Here is a 24,164-nt window from a genome sequence, read left to right as displayed (position 1 = left end):
CGACTAAAGTCGGCTGGCCGGCAGCACGCCGCTTTGTCAGACTGATTTGACGCCACCGGCCAAGGATTGCCATGACCACCCTGTTCAACTTTGCCCGTCCGCCGTTTGAGTGCCTGAGCGAGCCTGAGCGCCAACAACTGGGGCAGGCCCTCTCCATCTGCTATTTTCGCGCCGGCCAGCCGGTGTTAAAGGCCGGCGACGCCCCGCCCGGCCTCTACCTCGTCATCAAGGGGGCGGTGGAGGAGTCGACCCCCCACCATCAGTTTGGCGACTACGGCGAGGGGGACATGTTCGACGTGCGCGCCCAGTTCGACGGCCACTGTCGCCACCAGTTCAACGCGCTGGAAGATCTGCTCTGCCAGCTGATCCCCCGCGATACCTTCCTGGCCTTGTGTGAAGGCAACGACGCCTTCGCCCGCTACTTCACCGCCAGCCTGGCACAGCGACAGCAGCTGCAGGAGCAGCGCGCCCAGCTGGGCCAGAAGAATCTGGCGGAGTTCATCCTGACCCGCATCGAACCCGGCCATCTGCAGCCGCCGCTCATCGTCGACAGCCGCCTGTCGCTCCTGGCCGCCACCGAGGCAATGGTGGCCAGGGGCACCGACTGCCTGCTCTACCCCGCCACGGATGGCAGCCTGAGCCTGGCAACCCGCAAGACCCTGCTGCACGCCCTCACCCTCAAGGGATTGCCGCTGACGGCGCCGCTGGCAGTACTGACCCCCACCCCGCTGATCGGGCTGGCCCAGGGCAGCTATCTGTTCGATGCCCTGTTGCTGATGACCCGTCATCGCATCAAGCGGCTGGTTGTCTGGCAGGGACAGGAGGTGGCGGGGATCCTGCACCTGACCCAGGTGCTCGGCCTCTTCTCCACCCACTCCCATGTGCTGACCCTGCGCATCGCCCGCGCCGACACCCTGCCAGCACTGGAAGCGGTGGCCCGTGAACAGCAGCAGCTGACCCGCTCCCTGTTCGCCCAGGGGATCCACACAGCCTTCTTGATGAAGCTCATCGCCACCATCAACGAGCAGCTGATCGCCAAGGCCTTCGCGCTGGTGATCCCGCCCGAGGTGCAGGAGCGGGTCTGCCTGCTGATGCTGGGCTCGGAGGGGCGCGGCGAGCAGATCCTCAAAACCGATCAGGACAATGCCCTGATCCTGCCCGCCGACCTGCGCTGGCCTACCCAACAGGCCGATCTGGCCGCCTTCAGTGAGCTGCTGGCCAGGCTCGGCTACCCGCCCTGCCCCGGCCGGGTGATGGTCAACAACCCCGCCTGGGTCAAACCCCTCGACGGCTGGCTGCAGGAGATCGAGCGGGCCTGCGTCGAAGCCAGGGAGGAGGATCTGCTCTGGCTCGCCACCCTGGCCGACGCCCACCCCATCGCCGGCGATCGCGCCCTCCTTCCCCCCGTTGCCCGCAAGTTGCGCGAGCAGCTGGCCGAGCGGGGAGATCTGCTGGCGGAAATGGTGCGGCCGGCGGTCGCCTTTCACGCCCCCCTCACCCTGTTTGGCCGGCTGGAGCGGGCACCGGAGGGGCTGGATCTGAAACGTGGCGGCCTCTTCCCGCTGGTGCACGGCATCCGCATGCTGGCGCTGGAAGCCGCCATCCTGGAGACCTCCACCCTGGGGCGCATCGAGGCGCTGGTGGCGGCAGAGCGGCTCAGCGCCAGCTTTGGCGCCGATCTGGCGGAGGCGTTCAGGTTGTTCGTGCGACTCAGGTTGCGCAGCCAGCTCAAGGAGGGGGAGAGCAGGGTGCAGGTCAATGATCTCAGCCATGGCGAGCGGGACCTGCTGCGCCAGGCGCTGCATCAGGTGAAGAAATTCCAGCAGTGGCTCACCTTGCACTTTCGTCTGAGGCAATAGCCGTGTTGAGCCGCCTGCGTCGTCATTGGCTTGGTCGCCGCTTTCACGCCTCGGCGTTCGCGCCGCTCTTTGCCGCCCCCCCGGCCGACGAGTGGGTGGCCCTCGACTTCGAGACCACCAGCCTGGATCCCGACCGGGCCGAGATCGTCGCCATCGGGGCGGTACGCATTCGGGGCAACCGGCTGCTGACCGGCGAAGCGCTCTCCCTGCGGGTGTTGCCACCCGACAACCTCACCGCCGAGTCGGTGGTGATCCACGGTCTGCGCCATCAGGATCTGCAACAGGGCATGGAGCTGGAAGCCGCGCTGCATCAGCTGCTTGCCTTCATCGGCCCCCGTGAACTGGTGGGGTATCACATCGCCTATGATCTGCGCATCCTCAACCTGGCCTGCCGCAAGTTGTGGGGGTTGACCCTGGCGCAGCGAGGCATAGAAGTGAGCCGGCTCTACCACGATCACCTCTATCGCCGCTATCCTGAGGCCGTCATCGATCTTCATCTCGCGGCGATCTGCCACCATCTGGCACTTCCCCCCCTGCCCGCCCACGACGCCCTCAGCGACGCCATCACCGCGGCCCTCATCTTCCTGCGCCTGCATCAGGGCGGGCCACTGGCTTATCCCAAAGTCTAATTGTCCACAAATAACATTTGATTCACATTTTGGTTACATGGGCGGCTTAGGTTGCCCGGTAGGGAACCCCCTCATCCACCGCTGACACTCAATGTCATGGAGCACTGCAATGGAACAGCAACCTTATCTTCGGATCCAGCAAGATCCCAACTTCCAGGCGCTGGTCGCCAAGCGCCAGCGCTTCGCCTGGTCCCTCTCCATCCTGATGCTGGGGCTCTACCTGGCGTTCATCCTGCTCATCGCCTTTGCCCCCGGCTGGCTTGGCACCCCCTTGAGCGAAGGATCTTCCGTCACCCGCGGCATCCCGGTCGGAATAGGTCTCATCCTGTCCGCCTTCGTGCTGACCGGTGTCTACGTGTTTCGGGCCAACGGCGAGTTTGACGAACTGAACCAGAAGATCCTCAAGGGAGTGAAATCATGAAAGGCAAGTTTCTGCTGCTGCCGGCCCTGCTGGCATCGTTCCCCCTGCTGGCAGCCGATGCGCTGACCGGCGAAGTGCATCGCCAGCCCCTCAACATCCCGGCCATCATCATGTTCGTGGTCTTCGTGGCGGCGACCCTGTTCATCACCTACTGGGCCTCCAAGCGCAACCGCTCGGCTGCCGACTACTACGCCGCCGGCGGGCGCATCACCGGCTTCCAGAACGGTCTGGCCATCGCCGGTGACTACATGTCTGCCGCCTCCTTCCTCGGCATCTCGGCGCTGGTCTACACCTCCGGCTACGACGGTCTCATCTACTCCATCGGCTTTCTGGTGGGCTGGCCCATCATCCTGTTCCTGATCGCCGAACGGCTGCGCAACCTCGGCAAGTACACCTTTGCCGACGTCGCCTCCTATCGCCTCAAGCAGACCGAGGTGCGCACCCTCTCCGCCAGCGGTTCCCTGGTGGTGGTCGCCCTCTACCTGATCGCCCAGATGGTCGGTGCCGGCAAGCTCATCGAGCTGCTGTTCGGCCTGCAATACCATGTGGCCGTGGTGCTGGTCGGCATCCTGATGGTGCTCTACGTACTGTTTGGCGGCATGCTGGCCACCACCTGGGTGCAGATCATCAAGGCGGTGATGCTGCTCTCCGGTGCCAGCTTCATGGCCATCATGGTGATGAAGTCGGTCAACTTCGACATCGGTACCCTGTTCAGCGAAGCGGTGAAAGTGCACGAGAAGGGCATCGCCATCATGAGCCCGGGCGGCCTGGTCGCCGATCCCATCTCCGCCATCTCGCTGGGTCTCGCCCTGATGTTCGGTACCGCCGGCCTGCCCCACATCCTGATGCGCTTCTTCACCGTGAGTGACGCCAAAGAGGCCCGCAAGAGCGTGTTCTATGCCACCGGTTTTATCGGCTACTTCTACATCCTCACCTTCATCATCGGCTTTGGCGCCATCCTGCTGGTCAGCACCAACCCCGACTTCAAGGATGCCACCGGCGCCCTGCTGGGCGGCACCAACATGGCGGCCGTTCATCTGGCCGATGCGGTAGGTGGCAGCCTGTTCCTGGGCTTCATCTCCGCCGTGGCGTTTGCCACCATACTGGCGGTGGTGGCCGGGCTGACCCTGGCCGGTGCCTCTGCGGTCTCCCACGACCTCTACGCCAGCGTCATCAAGAAGGGCAAGGCCAACGAAGCCGACGAGCTGCGCGTCTCCAAGCTCACCACCATAGTGCTGGGTGTGGTGGCCATCGGGCTGGGCATCCTGTTCGAGAAGCAGAACATCGCCTTCATGGTGGGACTGGCCTTCTCCATCGCCGCCAGCTGCAACTTCCCGGTGCTGTTCCTCTCCATGTTCTGGTCACGCCTGACCACCCGCGGCGCCGTCTATGGCGGCTGGCTGGGGCTGGTGAGTGCAGTCAGCCTGATGATCCTGGGCCCGACCGTGTGGGTGAAGGTGCTGGGTCATGCCCAGGCGATCTTCCCCTACGAGTACCCTGCCCTCTTCTCCATGGGGCTGGCGTTTGTCGGGATCTGGTTCTTCTCGGTGACCGACAAGTCACAAAATGCCGCCGACGAGCACGCCAGGTTCTTCCCGCAGTTCGTCCGCTCCCAGACCGGGCTTGGCGCCGCCAGCGCCAGCTCCCACTGAGCCTTCCATTAACAGTGCAAGCCGGCCTCAGGGCCGGCTTTTTTCATGCCGACAGGCTACGGTTAGCGCCCGTTGCTGTCCGATCGACGCGGCCATGGCCGCCAGGGGGCGTGAGCGCACAGCACCACCATCCAAATCCCCCCTGCAATAGGCCCGGATCACAGTTCTTGCTAAAACTTTCGGGGGATCTGTGCCATAATGCGCGCCATTTGACAGATCAACCGGGACATTCCAGTGCTTTCAAGCAACAACATCACCATGCAGTTCGGCGCCAAGCCGCTGTTTGAGAACATCAGCGTCAAGTTTGGCGGCGGCAACCGCTACGGCCTCATCGGCGCCAACGGCTGTGGCAAGTCCACCTTCATGAAGATCCTCGGCGGCGATCTGGAGCCCACTGGCGGTAATGTGAGCCTGGACGTCAACGAGCGGATTGGTAAGCTGCGTCAGGATCAGTTCGCCTACGAAGAGATGCGCGTGCTGGACGTGGTCATGATGGGTCACACCGAGCTGTGGGCCGCCATCGCCGAGCGCGATGCCATCTACGCCAATCTGGAAGCGACCGACGACGACTACATGAAGGCCGCCGAGCTGGAAGGCCTGGTCGCCGAGTATGACGGCTATACCGCCGAAGCCCGCGCAGGCGAGCTGCTGCTGGGTGCCGGCATTCCCATCGAGCAGCACAACGGCCCCATGAGCGAAGTGGCGCCGGGCTGGAAACTGCGGGTGCTGCTGGCACAGGCGCTGTTCTCCAACCCCGACATCCTGCTGCTGGACGAACCGACCAACAACCTGGACATCAACACCATTCGCTGGCTGGAACAGGTGCTCAACGATCGCGAGAGCACCATGATCATCATCTCTCACGACCGTCACTTCCTGAACTCCGTCTGCACCCACATGGCGGATCTGGACTACGGCGAGCTGCGCGTCTACCCGGGCAACTACGACGAGTACATGACCGCCGCCACCCAGGCCCGTGAGCGCCTGCTGGCCGACAACGCCAAGAAGAAGGCCCAGATCGCCGATCTGCAATCCTTCGTGTCGCGTTTCAGCGCCAACGCCTCCAAGTCCAGCCAGGCCACCTCTCGCCTCAAGCAGATCGACAAGATCAAGATTGAGGAAGTGAAGGTCTCCAGCCGTCAGAACCCCTTCATCCGCTTCGAGCAGGAGAAGAAGCTCTACCGCAACATCCTGGAGATCGAAGGCGTTTCCAAGGGTTATGGCGACGGCCCCCTGTTCAAGGGGCTCAACATGATGCTGGAAGTGGGCGAGAAGGTCGCCATTCTGGGTACCAACGGGATCGGTAAATCCACCCTGATCAAGACCCTCGTTGGGGCACTGGCACCGGATACCGGCACCATCAAGTGGTCCGAAAACGCTCAGATAGGCTACTACGCCCAGGATCACGCCGAGGACTTCGACACCGACCTCAATGTGTTCGACTGGATGGCCCAGTGGAAACAGGAGAACGAAGACGAGCAGGCCGTACGCTCCGTGCTGGGCCGTCTGCTGTTCTCCCAGGACGACATCAAGAAGCCGGTCAAGGTGCTCTCCGGTGGTGAACAGGGCCGCATGCTGTTCGGCAAGCTGATGATGCAGCGCCCCAACATCCTGATCATGGATGAACCGACCAACCACCTGGACATGGAATCCATCGAATCCTTGAACCTGGCGCTGGAGATGTACAAGGGCACCCTGATCTTCGTCTCCCACGACCGTGAGTTTGTCTCCTCCCTGGCGACTCGCATCCTGGAGCTGACCGAGAACGGCATCCGCGATTTCGGCGGCACCTACGAGGATTACCTGCGTACCCAGGGCGTGGTGTAACCCCGACCTTCAGGCAGCACGATAAAAACCGGCACGCGTTGCCGGTTTTTTTATGCCTGTTGGCAAGGCTCCCTCTTGGGATGCAGACCAGAAGAGCCAAGGGTTCGGCTCCCGCAACTGACCTTCCGCCAGGCAGCTTATCTTCGGCCAGAAGGAGCAGCACATCCCGCCCCTTCCGCCGCGTGCAGATAAAAAAACGGCCCCATCAAGGGGCCGTTCTCATATCGACTGGGATCGGTTCGACTTATTCGACCGTGGCTTCCACGTCGGTGAAGTACTCAATCTTGGCAGACTTGCGCAGCTCGTCGATGAGAGACTTGTAGCTCACCTGAGCCTTGCCCTGACCCAGCTGGCCTTGCAGCAGCTTGGCCATACCGGACGGCTCCTTGGCGACGGTCACCTTGTCCAGGGCCACCACCACGCGGTCGCCATTGGCTTCGGTCACCAGCTCGACGCTCGGCTTGCCATCGACCGGATGAGGCATGCGGAAGGCCTGTGCCACCAGGTTCTGATCCAGATCCTGGGCGAAACGGGCGACGCCATCGTGGCTCTCCACCTTCAGACCCAGTGCAGTCAGCTCAGACTGGATGTTCTCGCCGGCCTTGAGCTTGTCCAGCAGACCCTGCGCCTTGCCACGGGCCACTTCACTGGCCTTGTCGTGCGTGATGGCGGCAATCACCTGCTCTTTCACCTCCGCCAGCGGCTTGGCCGCTTTCGGCTGGTGACCGGTGATGTGCATCACCAGCGCCTTGCCGTCAGCCAGCTCGATCACGTCGGAGTTGGTGTTGTCATCGCGCAGCTGCTCGGAGAAGGCCGCAGAAAGCGCCTTGGGATCGTTGAGCGGTGCCGGTGCATCAGCCTGGCTGAAGTAACCGGTGGACTGCACCTTGAGGCCCATGGTCTCAGCGGTCAAGTCCAGCGAGTCCGGGTTCTCGAAGCTGCTGTCGGCCATCTTCTGCTGCTCGGCAAAGAACAGCTCCTTGGCCTTGTCGCTCTGCAGACGGCTGATGGTCTCTGCTTTCACATCGGCAAACGGCTTGGTCTGGGCCGGTTCAACCCCCAGCAGCTTGATGACGTGGAAGCCAAACGGGCTCTTGACGACGGCGGAGAGATCGCCGGCCTTGGTCAGGGCAAAGGCCGCCTTCTCGAACGCCGGATCCATCACCCCTTTCTCGAACCAGTCCAGCTCGCCGCCCTTCTTGGCGGAGAAGGTATCGGATGAGTCGGCCTTGGCCAGGGCAGCGAAGTCGTCACCCGCCTTGGCTTTGGCCAGTACGGCTTCAGCCTTCTGCTCGGCGGCTTTCTCGTCCTTGCCAAACGGGATCAGGATGTGAGCCACGTGGCGACGCTCGGCACGCTGGAACAGATCCTGGTGCTGATCGTAGTAGTCCTGGGCATCCTGCTCGCTCACCTTGACGTCTTTGCCAAGGGTGGCGGCGTCCAGCAGCAGATAGTCGACCTTAACCTGCTCGTCGTTCATGAAGCGGTTGCTGTTAGCCTTGTAGTACTGCTCCACCTCTTCATCGGAGACTTTTACGTCACCCAGATAGGCGGAGGCGGCCAGGCGCACCAGACGCAGATCGCGAGTCTGGTTGTAGAGCTTGTCCAGTTGCTCGGCTTCACCCTTGAGCGCAAATTCGGTGCCCAACAGGGCGCCCATCAGTTGCTGACGCACCATGTCCTGGCGCAGGGAGTCACGGAACATCTCGGGGGTCATGCCGGCACGGCGGATCAGCTGCAGGTAGCGATCGTTGTTGAACTTGCCCTCTTCGGCAAACTCGGGCATGGCGACGATGGCCTGCTTGATCTGCTCATCGCTGACCCGCAGACCCAGTTCACGGGCCTTGCTGTCAAACAGGGCCTGATCGATCAGTCTGTCCAGTACGCCGCGACGGAACTGTTTCATGTAATCGGGATTGGCGGCCAGCTGATTGAAGGACTCCCCCATTTGGGACTCCATGCGGGCGCGCTCGTTGCGGTAGGCATTTTCCAGTGCCGCGGCAGTGATATCCGTGCCGTTGACGGTGGCGGGGGCGGTACGGGCCGGACCGTTCAGATAGCTACCTACACCGGCCAAGGCAAAGGAGAGGATAATCAGGCCCAAGATAACCTTGGCCACCTTGCCCTGCGCCCCTTCGCGTAGTTTATCCAACATCATGTTTGTACTTATGCTCCCGAACTCGATGGGCGTAAATAATGAAAAGGCGCACCGATTGCGATGCGCCTTGGTCAATCAGTATGAGGGAGAGCCCTCTCACTTGTCTGGTCTGTGACCAAGGACGGTAGCCGATGTAGAATCAGCGCCCGGCTTAGTTGACCGCGTCTTTCAGGGCCTTACCGGCTTTGAAGGCAGGAACTTTACCAGCGGCGATTTCGATGGTCGCGCCAGTTTGCGGGTTACGGCCAGAACGGGCAGCACGTTCGCGCACGGCGAAAGTACCGAAACCAACCAGAGCAACCTGGTCACCCTCTTTCAGAGCTTCACCGACGGCGTCAATGAAAGCATCCAGCGCACGGCCAGCAGCGGCTTTGGAGATATCAGCACCGTCTGCAATCTTGTCAATCAGTTGAGATTTATTCACTCTTATATTCCCCTTTTATCGAACATCGCTGCGGCGCCGATTTCCCTGGCCACAACAAGTGGAGGTTTTATAGCAAGCCTCCTGATCAGTTGCAAGTGACAATCTGGCGCAAACCCGCGCCACATCACGCCTTGCGACTCATCATGAGTTCCCGATCGGTGGTCAAGGCTACTTCCGTTATCCGGAGCATGCAAGCCTTAACCACCGCCCGAATGCGCCAAATTTGCGGCGCATCAACATTTATACGACAGAAACGCGCTCAAACCCTTGCGGATTGTCCTGCAACGCCAGTTCCAGCACCTCGTCAATCCAGCGAACCGGATGAATTTCAAGGTCTTGTTTGACGTTGTCCGGGATCTCCTCGAGGTCCCGCTCGTTCTCTTTCGGGATCAGCACACGCTTGATGCCACCACGATGAGCCGCCAGCAGCTTCTCTTTGAGACCGCCGATGGGCAGCACTTCGCCGCGCAAGGTGATTTCCCCCGTCATGGCCACATCAGCACGAACCGGATTACCGGTCAAGCTGGAGACCAGGGCGGTACACATGGCGATACCGGCGCTAGGACCATCTTTGGGGGTGGCCCCTTCCGGTACGTGCACGTGGATGTCGCGCTTCTCGTAGAAGTCCGCATTGATGCGCAGCTTCTCGGCACGGGCCCGCACCACCGTCATGGCCGCCTGGATGGACTCCTGCATCACGTCACCGAGGGAGCCTGTGTAGGTGAGCTTGCCCTTGCCCGGCATGTTGGTGGTCTCGATGGTGAGCAGATCGCCCCCCACTTCGGTCCACGCCAGACCACAGACCTGACCCACCTGGTTCTGGTCGGTCGCCTTGCCGTAGTCGAAGCGCTGTACCCCGAGGAACTCCTTGAGGTTGGCCTGATTGACCTGAACATGCTTGATGCTCTTGTCCAGCAGGATGCGCTTGACCGCTTTGCGACAAATCTTGGAGATCTCGCGCTCCAGGCTACGCACCCCCGCCTCGCGGGTGTAGTAGCGGATCACCCCGACCAGGGCGGAATCCTCGATGGTGATCTCGGACTCTTTCAGGCCGTTGCGCTGGATCTGCTTGGAGACCAGGTGCTGCTTGGCGATGTTGAGCTTCTCGTCTTCGGTGTAACCGGACAGACGGATCACTTCCATCCGGTCCAGCAGTGGACCCGGGATGTTCATGGAGTTAGAGGTGGCCACGAACATCACGTCCGACAGGTCATAATCCACTTCCAAGTAGTGATCGTTGAAGCTGTTGTTCTGCTCGGGATCCAGCACTTCCAGCAGGGCGGAGGCGGGATCGCCTCGCATGTCCGAGCTCATCTTGTCGATCTCGTCGAGCAGGAACAGCGGGTTCTTCACGCCGACTTTGGCCATCTTCTGGATGAGCTTGCCGGGCATGGAACCGATGTAGGTACGACGATGACCGCGGATCTCCGCCTCGTCACGCACGCCGCCGAGCGCCATACGCACATATTTGCGACCGGTGGCCTTGGCGATGGACTGACCGAGCGAGGTCTTGCCCACACCGGGAGGCCCAACCAGACAGAGGATGGGGCCCTTGAGCTTGTTGACCCGCGCCTGCACCGCCAGATACTCGAGGATGCGATCCTTGACCTTCTCCAGGCCATAGTGATCGGCATCCAGCACCTCTTGCGCCTTGCCCAGGTCTTTCTTGACCTTGGAACGCGCCTTCCACGGCACCTGCACCATCCAGTCGACGTAGCTGCGCACCACGGTGGCTTCCGCCGACATGGGGGACATCATCTTCAGCTTGGCAAGCTCGGCCTGCGCCTTCTCACGCGCATCTTCCGGCATGCCGGCCTCTTCAATCTTGCGATTGAGGGCCTCGAACTCATCCGGGCTGTCTTCCAGCTCACCCAGCTCTTTCTGGATGGCCTTCATCTGCTCGTTGAGATAGTACTCGCGCTGGCTCTTCTCCATCTGCTTCTTGACCCGGGAGCGGATACGCTTCTCGACCTGCAGCAGGTCGATCTCCGACTCCATCATGGCCATCAGAAACTCGATGCGCTCGGACACGGAGGCGATTTCCAGTACCTTCTGCTTGTCTTCGAGCTTGAGCGGCATGTGGGCAGCCATGGTATCGGCCAGGCGCGCCGCGTCGTCGATCGCCGAAATCGAGGTGAGCACCTCGGGCGGGATCTTCTTGTTGAGCTTGATGTAACCTTCAAACTGACCGATGGCAGAACGTACCAGCACGTCCTGGTCCTTCTCGTCGATCGCCTTGGAGGCGATGTACTGCGCCTCGCCAACGAAGAAGTCCCGGTCGTCGATCATCCGCTCAAGACGGGCACGCTGGCCCCCTTCCACCAGCACCTTGACGGTGCCGTCGGGCAGCTTGAGCATCTGCAGAATATTGGCCACTGTCCCGACGGAGAAGATCTCCTCCACCGTCGGCTCATCGGTTGACGCATCCTTCTGGGCCACCAGCAGAACTTTCTTGTCCTGCTCCATGGCCGCTTCCAGACAGCGAATGGATTTTTCCCGCCCCACAAAGAGTGGAATGACCATGTGGGGATAAACCACCACGTCACGAAGAGGCAGGACGGGAATCTCGATGCGTTCTGAACGCTCTAGGTTCATATATGTCCTCTCGGCTTGTTATACCGTTGGCAAAGCGCTTGGCTGAGTATATGGGGGCGCTTAGATGAGATTCAATCGCCGAAACCGCAAAAAGCATGAAAGGGGCAAAAAGCCCCTTTCATTTGATTAAAAATCAGACATTTACTCTGATGCTGCGGCCTGGGTCTCGGGATTTTCGTAGATCATCAAGGGCGCGGAGTCCCCCTTGATCACGGTCTCGTCGATCACCACCTTGCTGACACCGTCCAGCGACGGCAGGTCATACATGGTATCCAGCAGCACGGCTTCCACGATGGAACGTAGACCGCGAGCGCCGGTTTTGCGCTCCATAGCCTTGCGGGCAATGGCGTTCAAGGCGTCGTCACGGAACTCCAGCTCCACCCCTTCCAGATCGAACAGCGCGGCATACTGCTTGGTCAGCGCGTTCTTCGGCTCTTTCAGGATCTGGATGAGGGCAGCCTCGTCCAGCTCGGTCAGGGTCGCGACCACCGGCAGACGACCGATGAACTCGGGGATCAGACCGTATTTGATCAGATCTTCCGGCTCCACCTTGGCAAAGCTCTCGCTCAAGGTCGCCTTGGCGCTCTTGGACTTGACCTCGGCACCAAAACCGATGCCGGTGCCCTTAACGGAGCGCTGCTCGATCACCTTGTCCAGACCGGCAAAGGCGCCACCACAGATGAACAGGATCTTGGAGGTATCAACCTGCAAGAACTCCTGCTGCGGGTGCTTGCGACCACCTTGCGGCGGCACGGAAGCGATGGTCCCTTCGATCAGCTTGAGCAGGGCCTGCTGCACCCCTTCCCCGGAGACGTCGCGGGTGATGGAGGGGTTGTCCGACTTGCGGGAGATCTTGTCGATCTCGTCGATGTAGACGATGCCGCGCTGGGCCTTCTCCACGTCGTAGTCGCACTTTTGCAGCAACTTCTGGATGATGTTCTCCACGTCCTCACCCACGTAACCGGCTTCGGTCAATGTGGTGGCGTCGGCCATGGTGAACGGCACGTCCAGCAGACGGGCCAGGGTTTCGGCCAGCAGGGTCTTGCCGCTGCCGGTCGGACCGATCAGCAGGATGTTGGATTTGCCCAGCTCCACACCACCAGACTCGCTGCCGCTGCGCAGCCGCTTGTAGTGGTTGTAGACGGCTACCGCCAACACCTTCTTGGCGTACTCCTGCCCGATCACATAGTCATCCAGATGAGCGCGGATTTCATGAGGGGTCGGCAGCTCGCTACCATCGCGCTTGGGCGAGACCTCACGGATCTCCTCGCGGATGATGTCGTTGCACAGCTCGACGCACTCATCACATATGTAGACGGAAGGGCCAGCGATCAGCTTGCGCACTTCATGCTGGCTTTTGCCGCAAAAAGAGCAGTAGAGCAGCTTATCACCCTCACCCTTGCGTTTTTCTGTCATTCAGCAACCTCGTTTTATCAATAGAGGATGGATTGTCCTGTTGAGTTTACAACAGTCCGGAACACCCTGCCCATGCCTGATCTGCCGATTGAGGGCATCACCAAATCAGATGATGTCCTCAATGATGGTACGGGCTAGCTCGTGGCTCAGCCGCGGCGGCTCAGGACACCATCAACCAGACCATAGGCCACGGCCTGCTCGGCGGACATGAAGTTGTCACGGTCGGTGTCACGCTCGATGGTGGCCATGTCCTGTCCGGTATGGAAGGCAAGACGCTCGTTCAGGGTATTCTTGATCTTCAGGATCTCCTGGGCGTGGATCTGGATATCAGATGCCTGGCCCTGGAAACCGCCCAGCGGCTGGTGGATCATCACGCGGGCATTGGGCAGGCAGAAACGCTTGCCCTTGGCACCACCGGCCAGCAGGAAGGCGCCCATGGAACAGGCCTGCCCCATGCACACAGTGCTGACGTCCGGCTTGATGAACTGCATGGTGTCATAAATGGACATACCGGCCGTGACGGCCCCACCCGGAGAGTTGATGTAGATGCTGATGTCCTGATCCGGATTTTCGGACTCCAGGAACAGCAGCTGAGCCACCACCAGATTCGCCATGTGATCTTCAACCTGACCGGTCAGGAAGATCACCCGCTCCTTCAGCAGACGAGAATAGATGTCGTAGGAACGCTCCCCTTTCGCGGTTTGCTCTACCACCATCGGGATGAGCGCATTGCGTGGGGATTCAGTCACATCGTTATAGTTCTTGTACATAAGGCATTGTCCCTAAAATAAAATGGCCCGAGTGGAGATCACACGAGCCATTATACTTAACAGTCTTGACCTTAAGTCAAATGTTCTTAGGCAGCGGCACCGGACTTGTTGATCACTTCGTCAAATGCAACTTCTTTCTCGGTCACCTGGGCCTTGGAGAGGATCAGGTCGATGGCTTGATCTTCTACCGCCAGGTTGCGAACGCCGTTCAGCATCTGCTCGTTCTTCTGGTAGTACTCGATCACTTCCTTCGGATCTTCGTAGGCAGTGGCCATGGATTCGATGATGCTGTTGACGCGGGCGTCGTCAGCCTTGATCTCGTTGGTACGGATCACGTCGCCCAGCAGCAGACCTACGCGTACGCGACGCTCGGCCTGGGCCTGGAACAGCTCGGCCGGCAGTTCAGGTGCGTTGCCGCCCTGGAAGCCGCCGAAACGCTGCAGTGCCTGCTGACGCAGGGCATCGATTTCCTGAGCAACGGCAGCCTTCGGCAGATCGATCTGGTTGGCTTCAACCAGGCCGTTCAGCACCTGCTCTTTCACGCTGTTTTTCAGGGCTTGAGCCAGTTCGCGCTCCATGTTCTTGCGCACTTCGGCTTTCAGCTCTTCAACGCTGCCGCTCTCGATGCCGAAACGCTTGACGAACTCTTCGGTCAGCTCAGGCAGGATCTGCTCTTCCACCTTGTTCAGCTTGGAAGCGAACTTGGCAGCTTTACCTTTCAGGTTTTCAGCGTGGTAGTCAGCCGGGAAGGTTACGTCGATGGTGAACTCGTCGCCTGCTTTCTTGCCCAGGATGGCGTCTTCGAAGCCAGGGATCATGCGGCCGGCGCCCAGCACCAGGTTGAAGCCTTCGGCCTTGCCGCCGTCGAACTCTTCACCGTCGATGGAACCGACGAAGTCCATGGTCACACGCATGCCATCGGCAGCGGCGGCGTCCACTTCACTCCAGGTAGCGTGCTGCTTGCGCAGGGTGTCGATCATGTTGGCCAGATCTTCATCCTTCACGGTAGCAACCGGCTTCTCGACCTTGATGGTCTCCAGACCGGCAACTTCGAACTCCGGGTACACTTCGAAAGTGGCGGTGAATTCGAAATCCTGACCCTCTTTGATCTCTTTCGGATCCATGGTCGGGGCACCGGCCGGGCTCAGCTTGTTGTCGATGATGGCCTTGATGAAGTTGCTCTGCATCATTTCGTCAGCAACGCGAGCATGAGCCATGGCGCCGAACATTTTCTTGATGATGGCAACCGGAGCCTTGCCAGGACGGAAACCGTCGATGCGACGGGTTTTGGCCAGGCCGTTCAATTCTTTGCGCACGGCGGCGTCAACGGTAGCGGCCGGTACGGTGATGGTAAGACGGCGTTCCAGACCCTGGGTTGTCTCTACAGAAACTTGCATTCTTCTACCTCGTTCAACTCAGCACTGCGTGCTGACCCTTTATTGCCCCTGGGCAAAGCCCGGAGTCTTCCTGTTTATAAAGACAACGACTGTCTTTGTGATGAGAAAATATGACGCGACATTATAGCGGCGCACTTTGATCGAGTCGAGCCACACGTCCCCAAACCGGGCTGGCAATGGCACAATTCGCGCAAAACTGCCCCTTATATGGGGAAAACCGAGCCCGACTTCAAGGATGCAGACTGCAAGAATTTGCACTTGCTCACCTTTTTTCGTGCAAGAGCCTACTTTTTCAGCTCATCAGCCGGCAGACCGGCCACGGCGTGCAGGCTGCGACCCAAATTGTCCGCCCCGCCCCTTCAACCATTGCGTCCATAACCATCGCTCGTTATGGTGGCAGCCATCTTGATAAGTCTGGAGTCACCGACATGGCCTTTTTCCGCTTCTTGTTCAATCTGCTCTGGTTCGTACTGGGAGGCGTCTTCATGGGGCTGGCCTGGTGGCTGGCCGGACTGCTCTGTTTCATCTCCCTCATCGGCATCCCCTGGGGACGCGCCTGCTTCGTCATCGGCACCTTCACCTTCTTCCCGTTTGGCAAGCAGGCAGTCAACCGCAAGACCATGACGGGGCTGAGCGACATGGGCACCGGCACCATGGGGCTGATTGGCAACATCATCTGGTTCGTGCTGATCGGGATCTGGCTGGCCATCGGCCACATCGCCTCGGCGCTGGCCTGCTTCGTCACCATCATCGGCATCCCGTTCGGCATTCAGCACCTCAAGCTGGCGCTCATCAGCCTGGCCCCCATCGGCCAGATGATCGTCACCAATCAGGAAGCCGAATCCGGTCGCTATATTCGTTAAGGGCGATGCCGCCGACCGCAAAAAAGGGCAGACTAGGGTCTGCCCTTTTTCATTGCCATCTTGAGGTACCCCATGCTGCCCAGCCACTTCTTCGCCAATCTCGCCCGCATGAAACTCATCTACCGCTGGCCGCTGATGCGCAACATCCAGCCCGAGAACATCGCCGAGCACAGCCTGCAGGTGGCCATGGTGGCCCACGCCCTCGGCCTCATCAAAAACCGGCTCTTTGGCGGCAGTGTGGATGCCGATCGCGCCGCCGTGATGGCCCTTTATCACGACAGCAGCGAGGTGCTGACCGGCGATCTGCCCACCCCGGTCAAGTACTTCAATCCCGAGATTGCCCGCGAATACAAGAAGATTGAGTTGGCGGCCGAGCAGCGCCTGCTCGGCATGTTGCCGCCTGAGCTGGTGGAGGATTTTCGCCCGCTGCTGGACTCGGGTGCCCAGGACGGCGAGCTGGCCAGGTTGGTGAAGGATGCCGACACTCTCTGCGCCTATACCAAGTGCCTGGAGGAGATCAACGCCGGCAACCGGGAGTTCGAGCCGGCGCGCAAGCGCCTCGAGCAGATGCTGGCCGCCCGGATGAGCGACGAGATGCGCTACTTCATCGACATCTTCGTGGCGAGCTTCTCCCTGCCACTCGATGAACTCAACGCCCATTAAACCAGCCAGCTCCCCTCAAAACAGAAAGACCCGCCGGTTTGCGCCGGCGGGTCTTTCGTTTTTCTCAGCAGACAAGATGCCGCGTATCAGTGCCCCAGCTCGCGCGACGGCACCAGCCCGCTCGCCCGCCAGGCGGGGTAAAGGGTCGCCACCAGGCTCATCAGGATGGCGGCGCCGGTCACGATGAGCAAGTCCTGCATGTGCAGCTCGGTCGGCAGAAAGTCGATGAAGTAGATGTCCGGATTGAGGAAACGGTGGCCGATCACCCCTTCAATGGCGCTCAGGATCTGGGTCAGCTTGCTGGAGAGCAGGCCGCCCAGCAGGGCGCCGAGCAGAGCCCCTGCCACCCCGTTCACCATCCCCTGAATGACGAAGGTGAGCCGGATCTGGCCCGGGCTCGCCCCCATGGTCTTCAAGATGGCGATCTCGCTGCGCTTCTCGTTCACCGCCATCACCAGGGTGGAGACGATGTTGAAGCAGGCCACCGCCACCACCATCAGCATCACCACGTACATCACGGTGCGCACCATCTGGATGTCCTGATAGAGATAGCCCTGGCGGCTCATCCAGCTGCTGATGTAGACGTAGTGCGGAAACTTCTGGGCGGCCGCCACCGTGATGGACTGCGCCTTGAGCACGTCGTTCACCTTGAGGCTGAAACCCTCTACCGCGCTACCCATGCCGGTGATGGCCTGGGCATCCGCCAGATGCATGAAGCCGAGCACCCCATCGAGCTGACCACCGATCTCGAGCAGCCCCACCACGGTAAGAGACTCGCGCTTCGGGTTCTTGATGCCGGTGGCATCGCCCCCCTGAGGCAGCAGCAGGGTGACGGTATCCCCTATCTTGACCCCCAGCTTGTCGGCGATGGTCTTGCCGAGAATAAGGCCGTGCTCGCCGGCTTGCAGTTCGCGCAGGCCGCGCCCCGTCATGTAGTTGCCCGCATCGGAGAGATTAGCCTCGAGCTCCGGCAGCACGGCGCGCACTTGCAACCCCTTGAGGGCGCTGCCGTGCTCCAGCAAGCCGTCGAGCCGGATCACAGGGGCGGCAGCCTCCACTCCGGGCTGGGCCAGCAGGTAATCCCGCAGTTTGGGCCAGTTGGGGAGCGGCGCCTCCATCCCCATCAGCTCGCCGTGGGGCACCACGGAGAGCACCCGGTTTTTGAGCTCCCGCTCAAAGCCGTTCATGGCGGAGAGTCCCAGGATCAGCGCCATCACCCCGAGGGCGATGCCGATGAGGGAGGAGGCGGAGATAAAGGCGATGAAGCCGTTGCGACGGCGGGAGCGGCTGTAACGCAGGCCCAGAAACAGGGGCAGCGGTTTGAACATCAGGCGACCTCCGCCATCACGCCGCTCACCAAGGTCACCCGGCGATGGAGCTTGGCCGCCAGGCTCAAGTCGTGGGTCACCACCACGAACGCGGTGCCGAGCTCGCGGTTGAGCTCGCAGAGCAGCTCATAGACGGCGGTGGCGCTGGCGTGATCCAGGTTGCCGGTGGGCTCGTCCGCCAGCACCAGGCTGGGTTCGTTGACCAGGGCGCGGGCGATGGCCACCCGCTGGCGCTCACCACCGGAGAGCTCGGACGGTCTGTGGTTGAGACGATGGGAGAGACCTACCCGCCCCAGCATCTTGCTCGCCTTCTCGGTGGCGCTCGCCACCGACTCGCCGGCGATCAGCAGCGGCATGGCAGCATTTTCCAGCGCACTGAATTCGGAGAGCAGGTGGTGGAACTGGTAGACAAACCCCAGCTCCTGGTTACGAAACTTCGCCTGGGTGCGGCTGTCCCAGCGGTGGATGTCCTGCCCCTTGAACAGCACGGCGCCGCTGGAGGGGTTGTCGAGCGCCCCCATCAGGTGCAGCAGGGTGGTCTTGCCGGAGCCCGAGCTACCCACCACCGCCAGCATCTCACCGGGCGCCACGCTAAGATCGATGCCCTTGAGTACCTGGGTCTCCAGATCGCCCTCTTTGTAGACATGGTTGAGGGCCTGACAGCGCAGCAGCGGCTCGCAGGAGACGGATTGATTCATAAAGGGGGCTCCACTTGCACCAGTAACAACAGAAGATGAATTATTCATAGCGCAGCGCCTCCGCCGGTTTGACCCGGGCCGCACGGGCTGCCGGGTAGAGGGTGGCACTGAAGCTGAGCAGCACGGCGCCCAGCAAAATGGTCACGACCTGGGCGGGTTCGACGATGACCGGCAGGCCCGAGCCGCCGGCCGTCATATAGAGGTTGAGCCCCACCGCATTGAGCAGAGGGTTGAGCCCCATGGAGAGTGCCAGCCCCGCCAGCCCCCCGAACAGGGCGCCGATGACGCCGCTGGAGGCTCCCAGCACCATGAAGATCTTGACGATGCCAGACTCGCTCATGCCCATGGTTCGCAGGATGGCGACCTCCCCTTCCTTGTCGGTCACCACCATCACCAGGGCGGAGAGGATGTTGAAGGTAGCGACCGCGATGATCAGCACCAGCATCAGCCCCATCATCCGCTTCTCCATGGCCACCGCCTGGAACAGCTCGCCGCGCTCGCGGCGCCAGTCCTGCCACTCCAACCCGTCCGGCAGCGCCGTCTTCACCACCTCGTCGGCGGCGAAGGGATCATCCAGCCAAAGGCGAATGCCGCCTACCTTGTCCGCAGGCAGGCGCAGCAGACGCTGGGCATCTCCCAGCGCAATCAGGGCAACCTGGCTGTCCACGTCGGCGCCGACCCCGAAGATGCCGGAGACGGTGAAGAGGCGCTGGGCCGGCACCCGGCCAAACGGGGTGAAACGGGTGCCTTCGGTCAGGATCAGACGGACCTGGTCGCCCATGGAGACCTTGAGACGATTGGCCACCCCCTGCCCCAGCACTATGTGGTATTCGCCAGCTTGCAGGCTGTCCAGACGCCCCATCTGCATCTGGGCGTGCAGGATGTCATCCTTGGGCCACTGGGCGGGATCGATGCCCTGCACGCTCACGCCGGTGAGCTGACCGGGGCTTTGCAACATGCCTTCGCTGTCGAGCATGGGAGCATGGGCGATCACGTGGGGCAACCTGGCCAAGTCCGGCAGCCCCTGCGGCGCGGCGTCGATGCGCCCCGCCGGGCTGGTCACCACCACATGGGGGATCACCCCGAGGATGCGCCCCTTGAGCTGCCCTTCAAAACCGTTCATCACCGAGATGACCACCATCAGGGCCGCGACCCCGATGGCAATGCCGAAAGTGGAAAACAGGGAGATAAATGACACGAAGCGATTGCTGCGTCGCGAGCCTGCGTAACGCAGGCCGATGGCCAGCGACAGTGGCTGAAAAAGTCCAGTCTTCAAGGATATCTACGTTGCCAACAAAATAAGATACCGGATAATAAAGGGAAACCGTCTATGACAACAAGGGATAGCCTCCATGCAGGAACAGTTCTTCAGTGTCACCCATGCCACGCCGGTCAATGTGATCCCCATGCCCGGCGATTTTCACCTGCCCTCGCTGGAGGCTCTGGAAGCCGAGCTGCCCGAACCCTTTCGCATCGCCTCCTCCATCACCTCCATCGACATGGTGACCAGTCGCCTGCTCCGCAACCAGAGTGAGTCGATGCACGATCTGGTGGAGATCATCAACCAGCAGTCGCGCAAGATCGACATGATCATGGGCTATGTGCTGTCGGTGCAGGATCACCCGGAGCACCGCTTCCACACCCTGCGCTTTGGCGCCGGCCAGCTCACCTATCTGCACCCGCGCCAGGGCCACGGCGAGGCACCGCACCTGCACCAGATAGTGCGGCTCAAGATATTTCTGCGCGAAGAGGCCTCCGCCATTTACTGCTACGGCCAGGTCAAGCAGCTGGAACCGAGCGAGCACGGCACCCAGGTGGTGCTCGACTATGTGCGGATCCGCGAGGATGACCGCGAACTGCTGGTACGCGCCAGCCTGCATATCCAGTCCAAACAACTCAAACTTCGTGCGCAAGACCGTCAACGTTAAAAGAATCGAATGATGCCAATGAAGCTCCCCGCCTTGCCCGCCAAGGCGGGCCAAAAGTTAACGCTCGGCCAGCTGACAGGCAGCAGCCTCTCGCTGATGGCCGCCCGCCTCACCGAGGAGGCTCATCGCCCCGTCCTGCTGGTGACCGCCGATACCCCGAGTGCCCTGCGCCTCGAACAGGAACTGCAGTACCTCTTGGCCGACAAGGGCTGCCCGGTACTGCTGTTCCCGGATTGGGAGACCCTGCCCTACGACACCTTCTCCCCCCATCAGGACATCATCTCCCAGCGGCTCGAGACCCTCTACAAGCTGCCGCAGATGAGCAGCGGCGTGTTGATCGTGCCCATCTCCACCCTGATGTTGCGCACGGCGCCCCGGGTCTATCTCGACAAATACAGCCTGATGGTAAAGAGCGGCCAGCGCCTCAACCTGCAGCAACTGCGCGCACGCCTGGCCGAGGCTGGTTACGTGGCGGTGGAGCAGGTGCTGGAGCACGGCGAATTTGCCGCCCGCGGCTCCCTGCTCGATCTCTTCCCCATGGGCAGCAGCAGCCCCTATCGCATCGATTTTTTCGACGACGAGGTGGACTCCATCCGCCCGTTCGACCCCGAGACCCAACGCTCCAGCGAGCCGGTCAAGAGCGTCAGCCTGTTGCCGGCCCGGGAGTTTCCCACCGATGAAGCCGCCATCGAGCTGTTTCGCGGCCAGTATCGCGAACAGTTCGAGATCTCCCGCGCCGAGGGCTCCATCTATCAGGAGGTGAGCAAGGGGCGCTGGCCGGCGGGCATCGAGTACTATCTGCCGCTCTTCTTCCAGCAGACCGCCAGCCTGTTTGATCACCTGCCGGACAACACCCTGCTGCTGACCGTGGGGGAGATCTACCCCGCCGCCCAGCGCTTCTGGAACGACATCGGCCAGCGCTACGAAGACAGGCGCTGGGACAATACCCGTCCCCTGCTGCCGCCCCAGCAGATCTACCTGCCGGTGGAGCAGCTGTTTGCGGCGCTCGGCCAGTACGCGGCCGTACGGCTGCAGGAGGCCCCCACCGCCGGTGATGCAGGCCAGCACGACCTGCCCCTCTCGGCGCTACCGGATCTTCAGCTCGATCACAGCAAGGAGCAGCCGCTGCTGGCCCTCAGCCAGTTCCTGCAAGATTTTGCCGGCCGCACCCTGTTTGCGGTGGAGTCCGAAGGTCGGCGCGAGGTGCTGGGGGATCTGCTGGCGCGCATCGCGCTGCAACCCAAGGAGTTCACCTCGCTCGATGCCTTCATCACCAGCAAGGCCCGCCACGGCCTGCTGGTGGCACCGCTCGAACGCGGTTTCTTGCTGCGAGAGCCGGGGCAAGAGGAGCTGGCGCTCATCACCGAAACCGAACTGCTGGGCGGCAAGATCCGCAGCAAACGGCAACGGGAGAAGAGCAAGAATTTAAGCTCCGATGCGGTGATCCGAAACCTTGGCGAGCTGACCCAGGGTCAGCCGGTGGTGCATCTGGATCACGGGGTCGGCCGCTATCTGGGGCTGGAGACCATAGACGCCGGCGGCCTGCCCACCGAGTTTCTGACCCTCGAATACGCCGGTGGCGACAAGCTGTTCGTGCCGGTCACCAGCCTGCACCTCATCAGCCGCTATACAGGATCCGACAATCCGCCCAGCCACAAGCTCGGCGGCGAGGCCTGGGTCAAGGCGCGGCGCAAGGCGGCCGAGAAGGTGCGCGACGTGGCGGCCGAGCTGCTCGATGTCTACGCCCACCGCGCGGCCCGCGCCGGCTTTGCCTTCAAGCACGACCGCGAGGCCTATCGCCAGTTTGCCGCTGGCTTCCCGTTCGAGGAGACCGACGATCAGCTCAACGCCATCAATGCTGTGCTCGGCGACATGTGTCAGGCCAAGAGCATGGACCGGCTGGTGTGCGGCGACGTGGGCTTTGGCAAGACCGAGGTGGCGATGCGGGCGGCGTTTGTGGCCGTGCATGGCGGCAAGCAGGTGGCCGTGCTGGTGCCCACCACCCTCTTGGCCCAACAACACTATGACAACTTCCGCGACCGCTTCGCCAACTGGCCGGTGCGGGTCGAGGTGCTGAGCCGCTTCCGCTCCGCCAAGGAGCAGAGCGCGGTGATGAAGGAGATGGCCGAGGGCAAGGTGGACATCATCATCGGCACCCACAAGCTGCTGGGCGCCGAGCTCACCTTCAAGGATCTGGGCCTGCTCATCGTCGACGAGGAGCATCGCTTCGGGGTGCGCCAGAAGGAGAAGATCAAGGCGCTGCGCGCCGACGTGGATATCCTCACCCTCACGGCGACCCCCATTCCGCGTACCCTCAACATGGCGATGTCGGGCATGCGGGATCTCTCCATCATCGCCACCCCGCCCGCCAAGCGCCTGGCTATCAAGACCTTCGTGCGCCAGCACGAGCCGGCGGTGGTGCGCGAGGCGGTGCTGCGGGAACTGAAGCGTGGCGGTCAGGTCTACTACCTGCACAACGACGTGGAGAGCATCGAGAAGTGTGCGGCGGATCTTGCCGAGCTGGTGCCGGAGGCGCGCATCGGCATCGCCCACGGCCAGATGCGCGAGCGGGAGCTCGAGCGGGTGATGTCTGACTTCTACCACCAGCGCTTCAACCTGCTGGTCTGCACCACCATCATCGAGACCGGCATCGACGTGCCAAGCGCCAACACCATCATCATGGACCGGGCGGATCATCTGGGCCTGGCCCAGCTGCACCAGCTGCGGGGCCGGGTCGGCCGCTCCCACCACCAGGCCTATGCCTACCTGCTCACCCCTCATCCCAAGCTGATGACCAAGGATGCGGCCAAGCGGCTGGAGGCCATTGCGTCGCTCGAAGATCTCGGCGCCGGCTTTGCGCTCGCCACCCACGATCTGGAGATCCGCGGCGCAGGCGAGCTGCTGGGCGACGATCAAAGCGGCCAGATCGAATCGGTCGGCTTCACCCTCTACATGGAGATGCTGGAGCAGGCGGTGGAGGCGCTCAAACATGGCAAGGAGCCGTCCCTCGAACAGCTCATGAGTCAACACACCGAGGTGGAGCTGCGCCTGCCGGCCTTGCTCCCGGACGACTACATCCCGGACGTCAATATGCGGCTCTCCATGTACAAGCGGATCGCCAGTGCGGCGGACGAGCAGGAGCTGCGCGAACTCAAAGTGGAGCTGATCGACCGCTTCGGCCTCTTGCCGGAGGCGACCAAAACCCTGATGGAGCTGGCCGCCTTCCGCCAGCGCGCAACTGCCCTTGGCATTCGCCGGGTGGAGATGAGTGAGCGCGGCGGTTACCTGGACTTCACCCAGGAGACCCGCGTCAACCCGGCCTATCTGGTCAAGCTGCTCTCCGAGCAACCGCGCATCTACAAGATGGACGGACCGACCCGGCTGCGCTTCCAGGTGCCGACTCAGGAGCGGGCCATGCGCCTCAAACTGGTGGATGGTCTGCTGGCGGATCTCGCCAGCCACGCCAGCCCCTGAGGTGGCATTCCTTGAGCGGCTAGCCACTCACCCAAATAAAACGGGAGCCATATTGGCTCCCG

At 61.7% G+C, this 24,164-nt stretch carries 18 protein-coding genes; 9 read left to right on the top strand and 9 right to left on the bottom strand.

All coding sequences use genetic code 11. From position 1 onward, the window contains the following. The first annotated feature begins 71 nt into the window (after positions 1–71). The 5 genes from PG897_RS00600 (at position 72) to PG897_RS00580 (ending at position 6,388) form a co-directional block, all read left to right on the top strand. Positions 72–1,859: a putative nucleotidyltransferase substrate binding domain-containing protein gene (locus tag PG897_RS00600; protein ID WP_201881853.1), complete on the top strand. Its 1,788-nt coding sequence runs from the start codon at positions 72–74 to the stop codon at positions 1,857–1,859. Positions 1,860–1,861: 2 nt separating this feature from the next. Then, positions 1,862–2,488 (top strand): 3'-5' exonuclease, encoded by a 627-nt coding sequence (locus PG897_RS00595; protein WP_054544786.1) that lies wholly within the window; start codon positions 1,862–1,864, stop codon positions 2,486–2,488. A gap of 109 nt (positions 2,489–2,597) precedes the next feature. Next, positions 2,598–2,909, top strand: coding sequence for a DUF485 domain-containing protein (locus tag PG897_RS00590; RefSeq protein ID WP_005301514.1), 312 nt, complete (start codon positions 2,598–2,600; stop codon positions 2,907–2,909). Then, complete coding sequence (locus tag PG897_RS00585; protein WP_201881854.1) at positions 2,906–4,561, top strand: cation acetate symporter; 1,656 nt, start codon at positions 2,906–2,908, stop codon at positions 4,559–4,561. Before PG897_RS00590 ends, PG897_RS00585 begins: the two co-directional genes overlap by 4 nt. A gap of 234 nt (positions 4,562–4,795) precedes the next feature. Further along, a complete protein-coding gene (locus tag PG897_RS00580) occupies positions 4,796–6,388 on the top strand; it encodes an ABC-F family ATPase (protein ID WP_010633798.1) in 1,593 nt (530 codons plus the stop codon). A gap of 244 nt (positions 6,389–6,632) precedes the next feature. Here the strand turns inward: PG897_RS00580 and ppiD are convergent, their stop codons facing one another. The 6 genes from ppiD to tig all read right to left on the bottom strand — a co-directional run bounded on the left by ppiD (position 6,633) and on the right by tig (position 15,148). Further along, on the bottom strand, positions 6,633–8,546 hold the full coding sequence (gene ppiD / locus PG897_RS00575) for a peptidylprolyl isomerase (protein WP_201881855.1): 1,914 nt from the start codon (positions 8,544–8,546) through the stop codon (positions 6,633–6,635). Positions 8,547–8,697: 151 nt separating this feature from the next. Continuing rightward, complete coding sequence (gene hupB, locus PG897_RS00570) at positions 8,698–8,970, bottom strand: nucleoid-associated protein HU-beta (protein WP_005315375.1); 273 nt, start codon at positions 8,968–8,970, stop codon at positions 8,698–8,700. A 240-nt stretch (positions 8,971–9,210) separates the two neighbouring features. After that, the gene (lon, locus tag PG897_RS00565) at positions 9,211–11,565 is read right to left on the bottom strand and encodes an endopeptidase La (RefSeq protein WP_005301522.1); all 2,355 of its coding nucleotides are present in this window, start codon (positions 11,563–11,565) and stop codon (positions 9,211–9,213) included. 141 nt (positions 11,566–11,706) lie between these two features. After that, positions 11,707–12,981 (bottom strand): ATP-dependent protease ATP-binding subunit ClpX, encoded by a 1,275-nt coding sequence (gene clpX / locus PG897_RS00560; protein ID WP_270828688.1) that lies wholly within the window; start codon positions 12,979–12,981, stop codon positions 11,707–11,709. 146 nt (positions 12,982–13,127) lie between these two features. Next, positions 13,128–13,751, bottom strand: coding sequence for an ATP-dependent Clp endopeptidase proteolytic subunit ClpP (gene clpP / locus PG897_RS00555; protein WP_005301526.1), 624 nt, complete (start codon positions 13,749–13,751; stop codon positions 13,128–13,130). A gap of 86 nt (positions 13,752–13,837) precedes the next feature. Then, entirely contained in the window at positions 13,838–15,148 is a 1,311-nt protein-coding gene (gene tig / locus PG897_RS00550) for a trigger factor (RefSeq protein ID WP_017781395.1), read from the bottom strand. Between the two features lie 428 nt (positions 15,149–15,576). Between tig and PG897_RS00545 the strand changes: the two genes are divergently transcribed. Both PG897_RS00545 and yfbR read left to right on the top strand, forming a co-directional pair. Then, positions 15,577–16,011, top strand: a complete 435-nt coding sequence (locus tag PG897_RS00545) for a YccF domain-containing protein (protein ID WP_005301529.1) — start codon at positions 15,577–15,579, stop codon at positions 16,009–16,011. A 72-nt stretch (positions 16,012–16,083) separates the two neighbouring features. Then, on the top strand, positions 16,084–16,674 hold the full coding sequence (gene yfbR, locus PG897_RS00540) for a 5'-deoxynucleotidase (RefSeq protein ID WP_010633794.1): 591 nt from the start codon (positions 16,084–16,086) through the stop codon (positions 16,672–16,674). 86 nt (positions 16,675–16,760) lie between these two features. Here yfbR and lolE read toward each other — a convergent pair whose 3' ends face one another. The 3 genes from lolE to PG897_RS00525 are packed head-to-tail and all read right to left on the bottom strand — an operon-like array spanning position 16,761 to position 19,976. Beyond that, a complete protein-coding gene (gene lolE / locus PG897_RS00535) occupies positions 16,761–18,002 on the bottom strand; it encodes a lipoprotein-releasing ABC transporter permease subunit LolE (RefSeq protein ID WP_043171656.1) in 1,242 nt (413 codons plus the stop codon). Further along, positions 18,002–18,700 (bottom strand): lipoprotein-releasing ABC transporter ATP-binding protein LolD, encoded by a 699-nt coding sequence (lolD, locus tag PG897_RS00530; protein WP_005301532.1) that lies wholly within the window; start codon positions 18,698–18,700, stop codon positions 18,002–18,004. Before lolD ends, lolE begins: the two co-directional genes overlap by 1 nt. Positions 18,701–18,740: 40 nt before the next feature. Next, a complete protein-coding gene (locus PG897_RS00525) occupies positions 18,741–19,976 on the bottom strand; it encodes a lipoprotein-releasing ABC transporter permease subunit (RefSeq protein WP_005301533.1) in 1,236 nt (411 codons plus the stop codon). 76 nt (positions 19,977–20,052) lie between these two features. Here PG897_RS00525 and PG897_RS00520 point away from each other — a divergent pair, with 76 nt between their 5' ends. Both PG897_RS00520 and mfd read left to right on the top strand, forming a co-directional pair. Further along, positions 20,053–20,628: a hypothetical protein gene (locus PG897_RS00520; protein WP_010633791.1), complete on the top strand. Its 576-nt coding sequence runs from the start codon at positions 20,053–20,055 to the stop codon at positions 20,626–20,628. Positions 20,629–20,637: 9 nt separating this feature from the next. Next, positions 20,638–24,102, top strand: coding sequence for a transcription-repair coupling factor (mfd, locus tag PG897_RS00515; protein ID WP_043171654.1), 3,465 nt, complete (start codon positions 20,638–20,640; stop codon positions 24,100–24,102). Positions 24,103–24,164 lie beyond the last annotated feature (62 nt).

This window comes from Aeromonas sp. QDB20, assembly GCF_027707805.1.
GTDB classification, from domain to species: domain Bacteria; phylum Pseudomonadota; class Gammaproteobacteria; order Enterobacterales; family Aeromonadaceae; genus Aeromonas; species Aeromonas dhakensis.
This window is presented reverse-complemented; position numbering and strand designations above follow the sequence as displayed.

What these genes read in the sequence shown, in the direction of transcription:
- ppiD (WP_201881855.1), bottom strand. Translation starts at nt 8,546, where the DNA reads ATGATGTTGGATAAACTACGCGAAGGGGCGCAGGGCAAGGTGGCCAAG.
- lolD (WP_005301532.1), bottom strand. Translation starts at nt 18,700, where the DNA reads ATGAATCAATCCGTCTCCTGCGAGCCGCTGCTGCGCTGTCAGGCCCTC.
- clpX (WP_270828688.1), bottom strand. Translation starts at nt 12,981, where the DNA reads ATGACAGAAAAACGCAAGGGTGAGGGTGATAAGCTGCTCTACTGCTCT.
- PG897_RS00585 (WP_201881854.1), top strand. Translation starts at nt 2,906, where the DNA reads ATGAAAGGCAAGTTTCTGCTGCTGCCGGCCCTGCTGGCATCGTTCCCC.
- PG897_RS00520 (WP_010633791.1), top strand. Translation starts at nt 20,053, where the DNA reads ATGCAGGAACAGTTCTTCAGTGTCACCCATGCCACGCCGGTCAATGTG.
- yfbR (WP_010633794.1), top strand. Translation starts at nt 16,084, where the DNA reads ATGCTGCCCAGCCACTTCTTCGCCAATCTCGCCCGCATGAAACTCATC.
- tig (WP_017781395.1), bottom strand. Translation starts at nt 15,148, where the DNA reads ATGCAAGTTTCTGTAGAGACAACCCAGGGTCTGGAACGCCGTCTTACC.
- clpP (WP_005301526.1), bottom strand. Translation starts at nt 13,751, where the DNA reads ATGTACAAGAACTATAACGATGTGACTGAATCCCCACGCAATGCGCTC.
- mfd (WP_043171654.1), top strand. Translation starts at nt 20,638, where the DNA reads ATGATGCCAATGAAGCTCCCCGCCTTGCCCGCCAAGGCGGGCCAAAAG.
- PG897_RS00545 (WP_005301529.1), top strand. Translation starts at nt 15,577, where the DNA reads ATGGCCTTTTTCCGCTTCTTGTTCAATCTGCTCTGGTTCGTACTGGGA.
- lolE (WP_043171656.1), bottom strand. Translation starts at nt 18,002, where the DNA reads ATGTTCAAACCGCTGCCCCTGTTTCTGGGCCTGCGTTACAGCCGCTCC.
- PG897_RS00590 (WP_005301514.1), top strand. Translation starts at nt 2,598, where the DNA reads ATGGAACAGCAACCTTATCTTCGGATCCAGCAAGATCCCAACTTCCAG.
- lon (WP_005301522.1), bottom strand. Translation starts at nt 11,565, where the DNA reads ATGAACCTAGAGCGTTCAGAACGCATCGAGATTCCCGTCCTGCCTCTT.
- PG897_RS00600 (WP_201881853.1), top strand. Translation starts at nt 72, where the DNA reads ATGACCACCCTGTTCAACTTTGCCCGTCCGCCGTTTGAGTGCCTGAGC.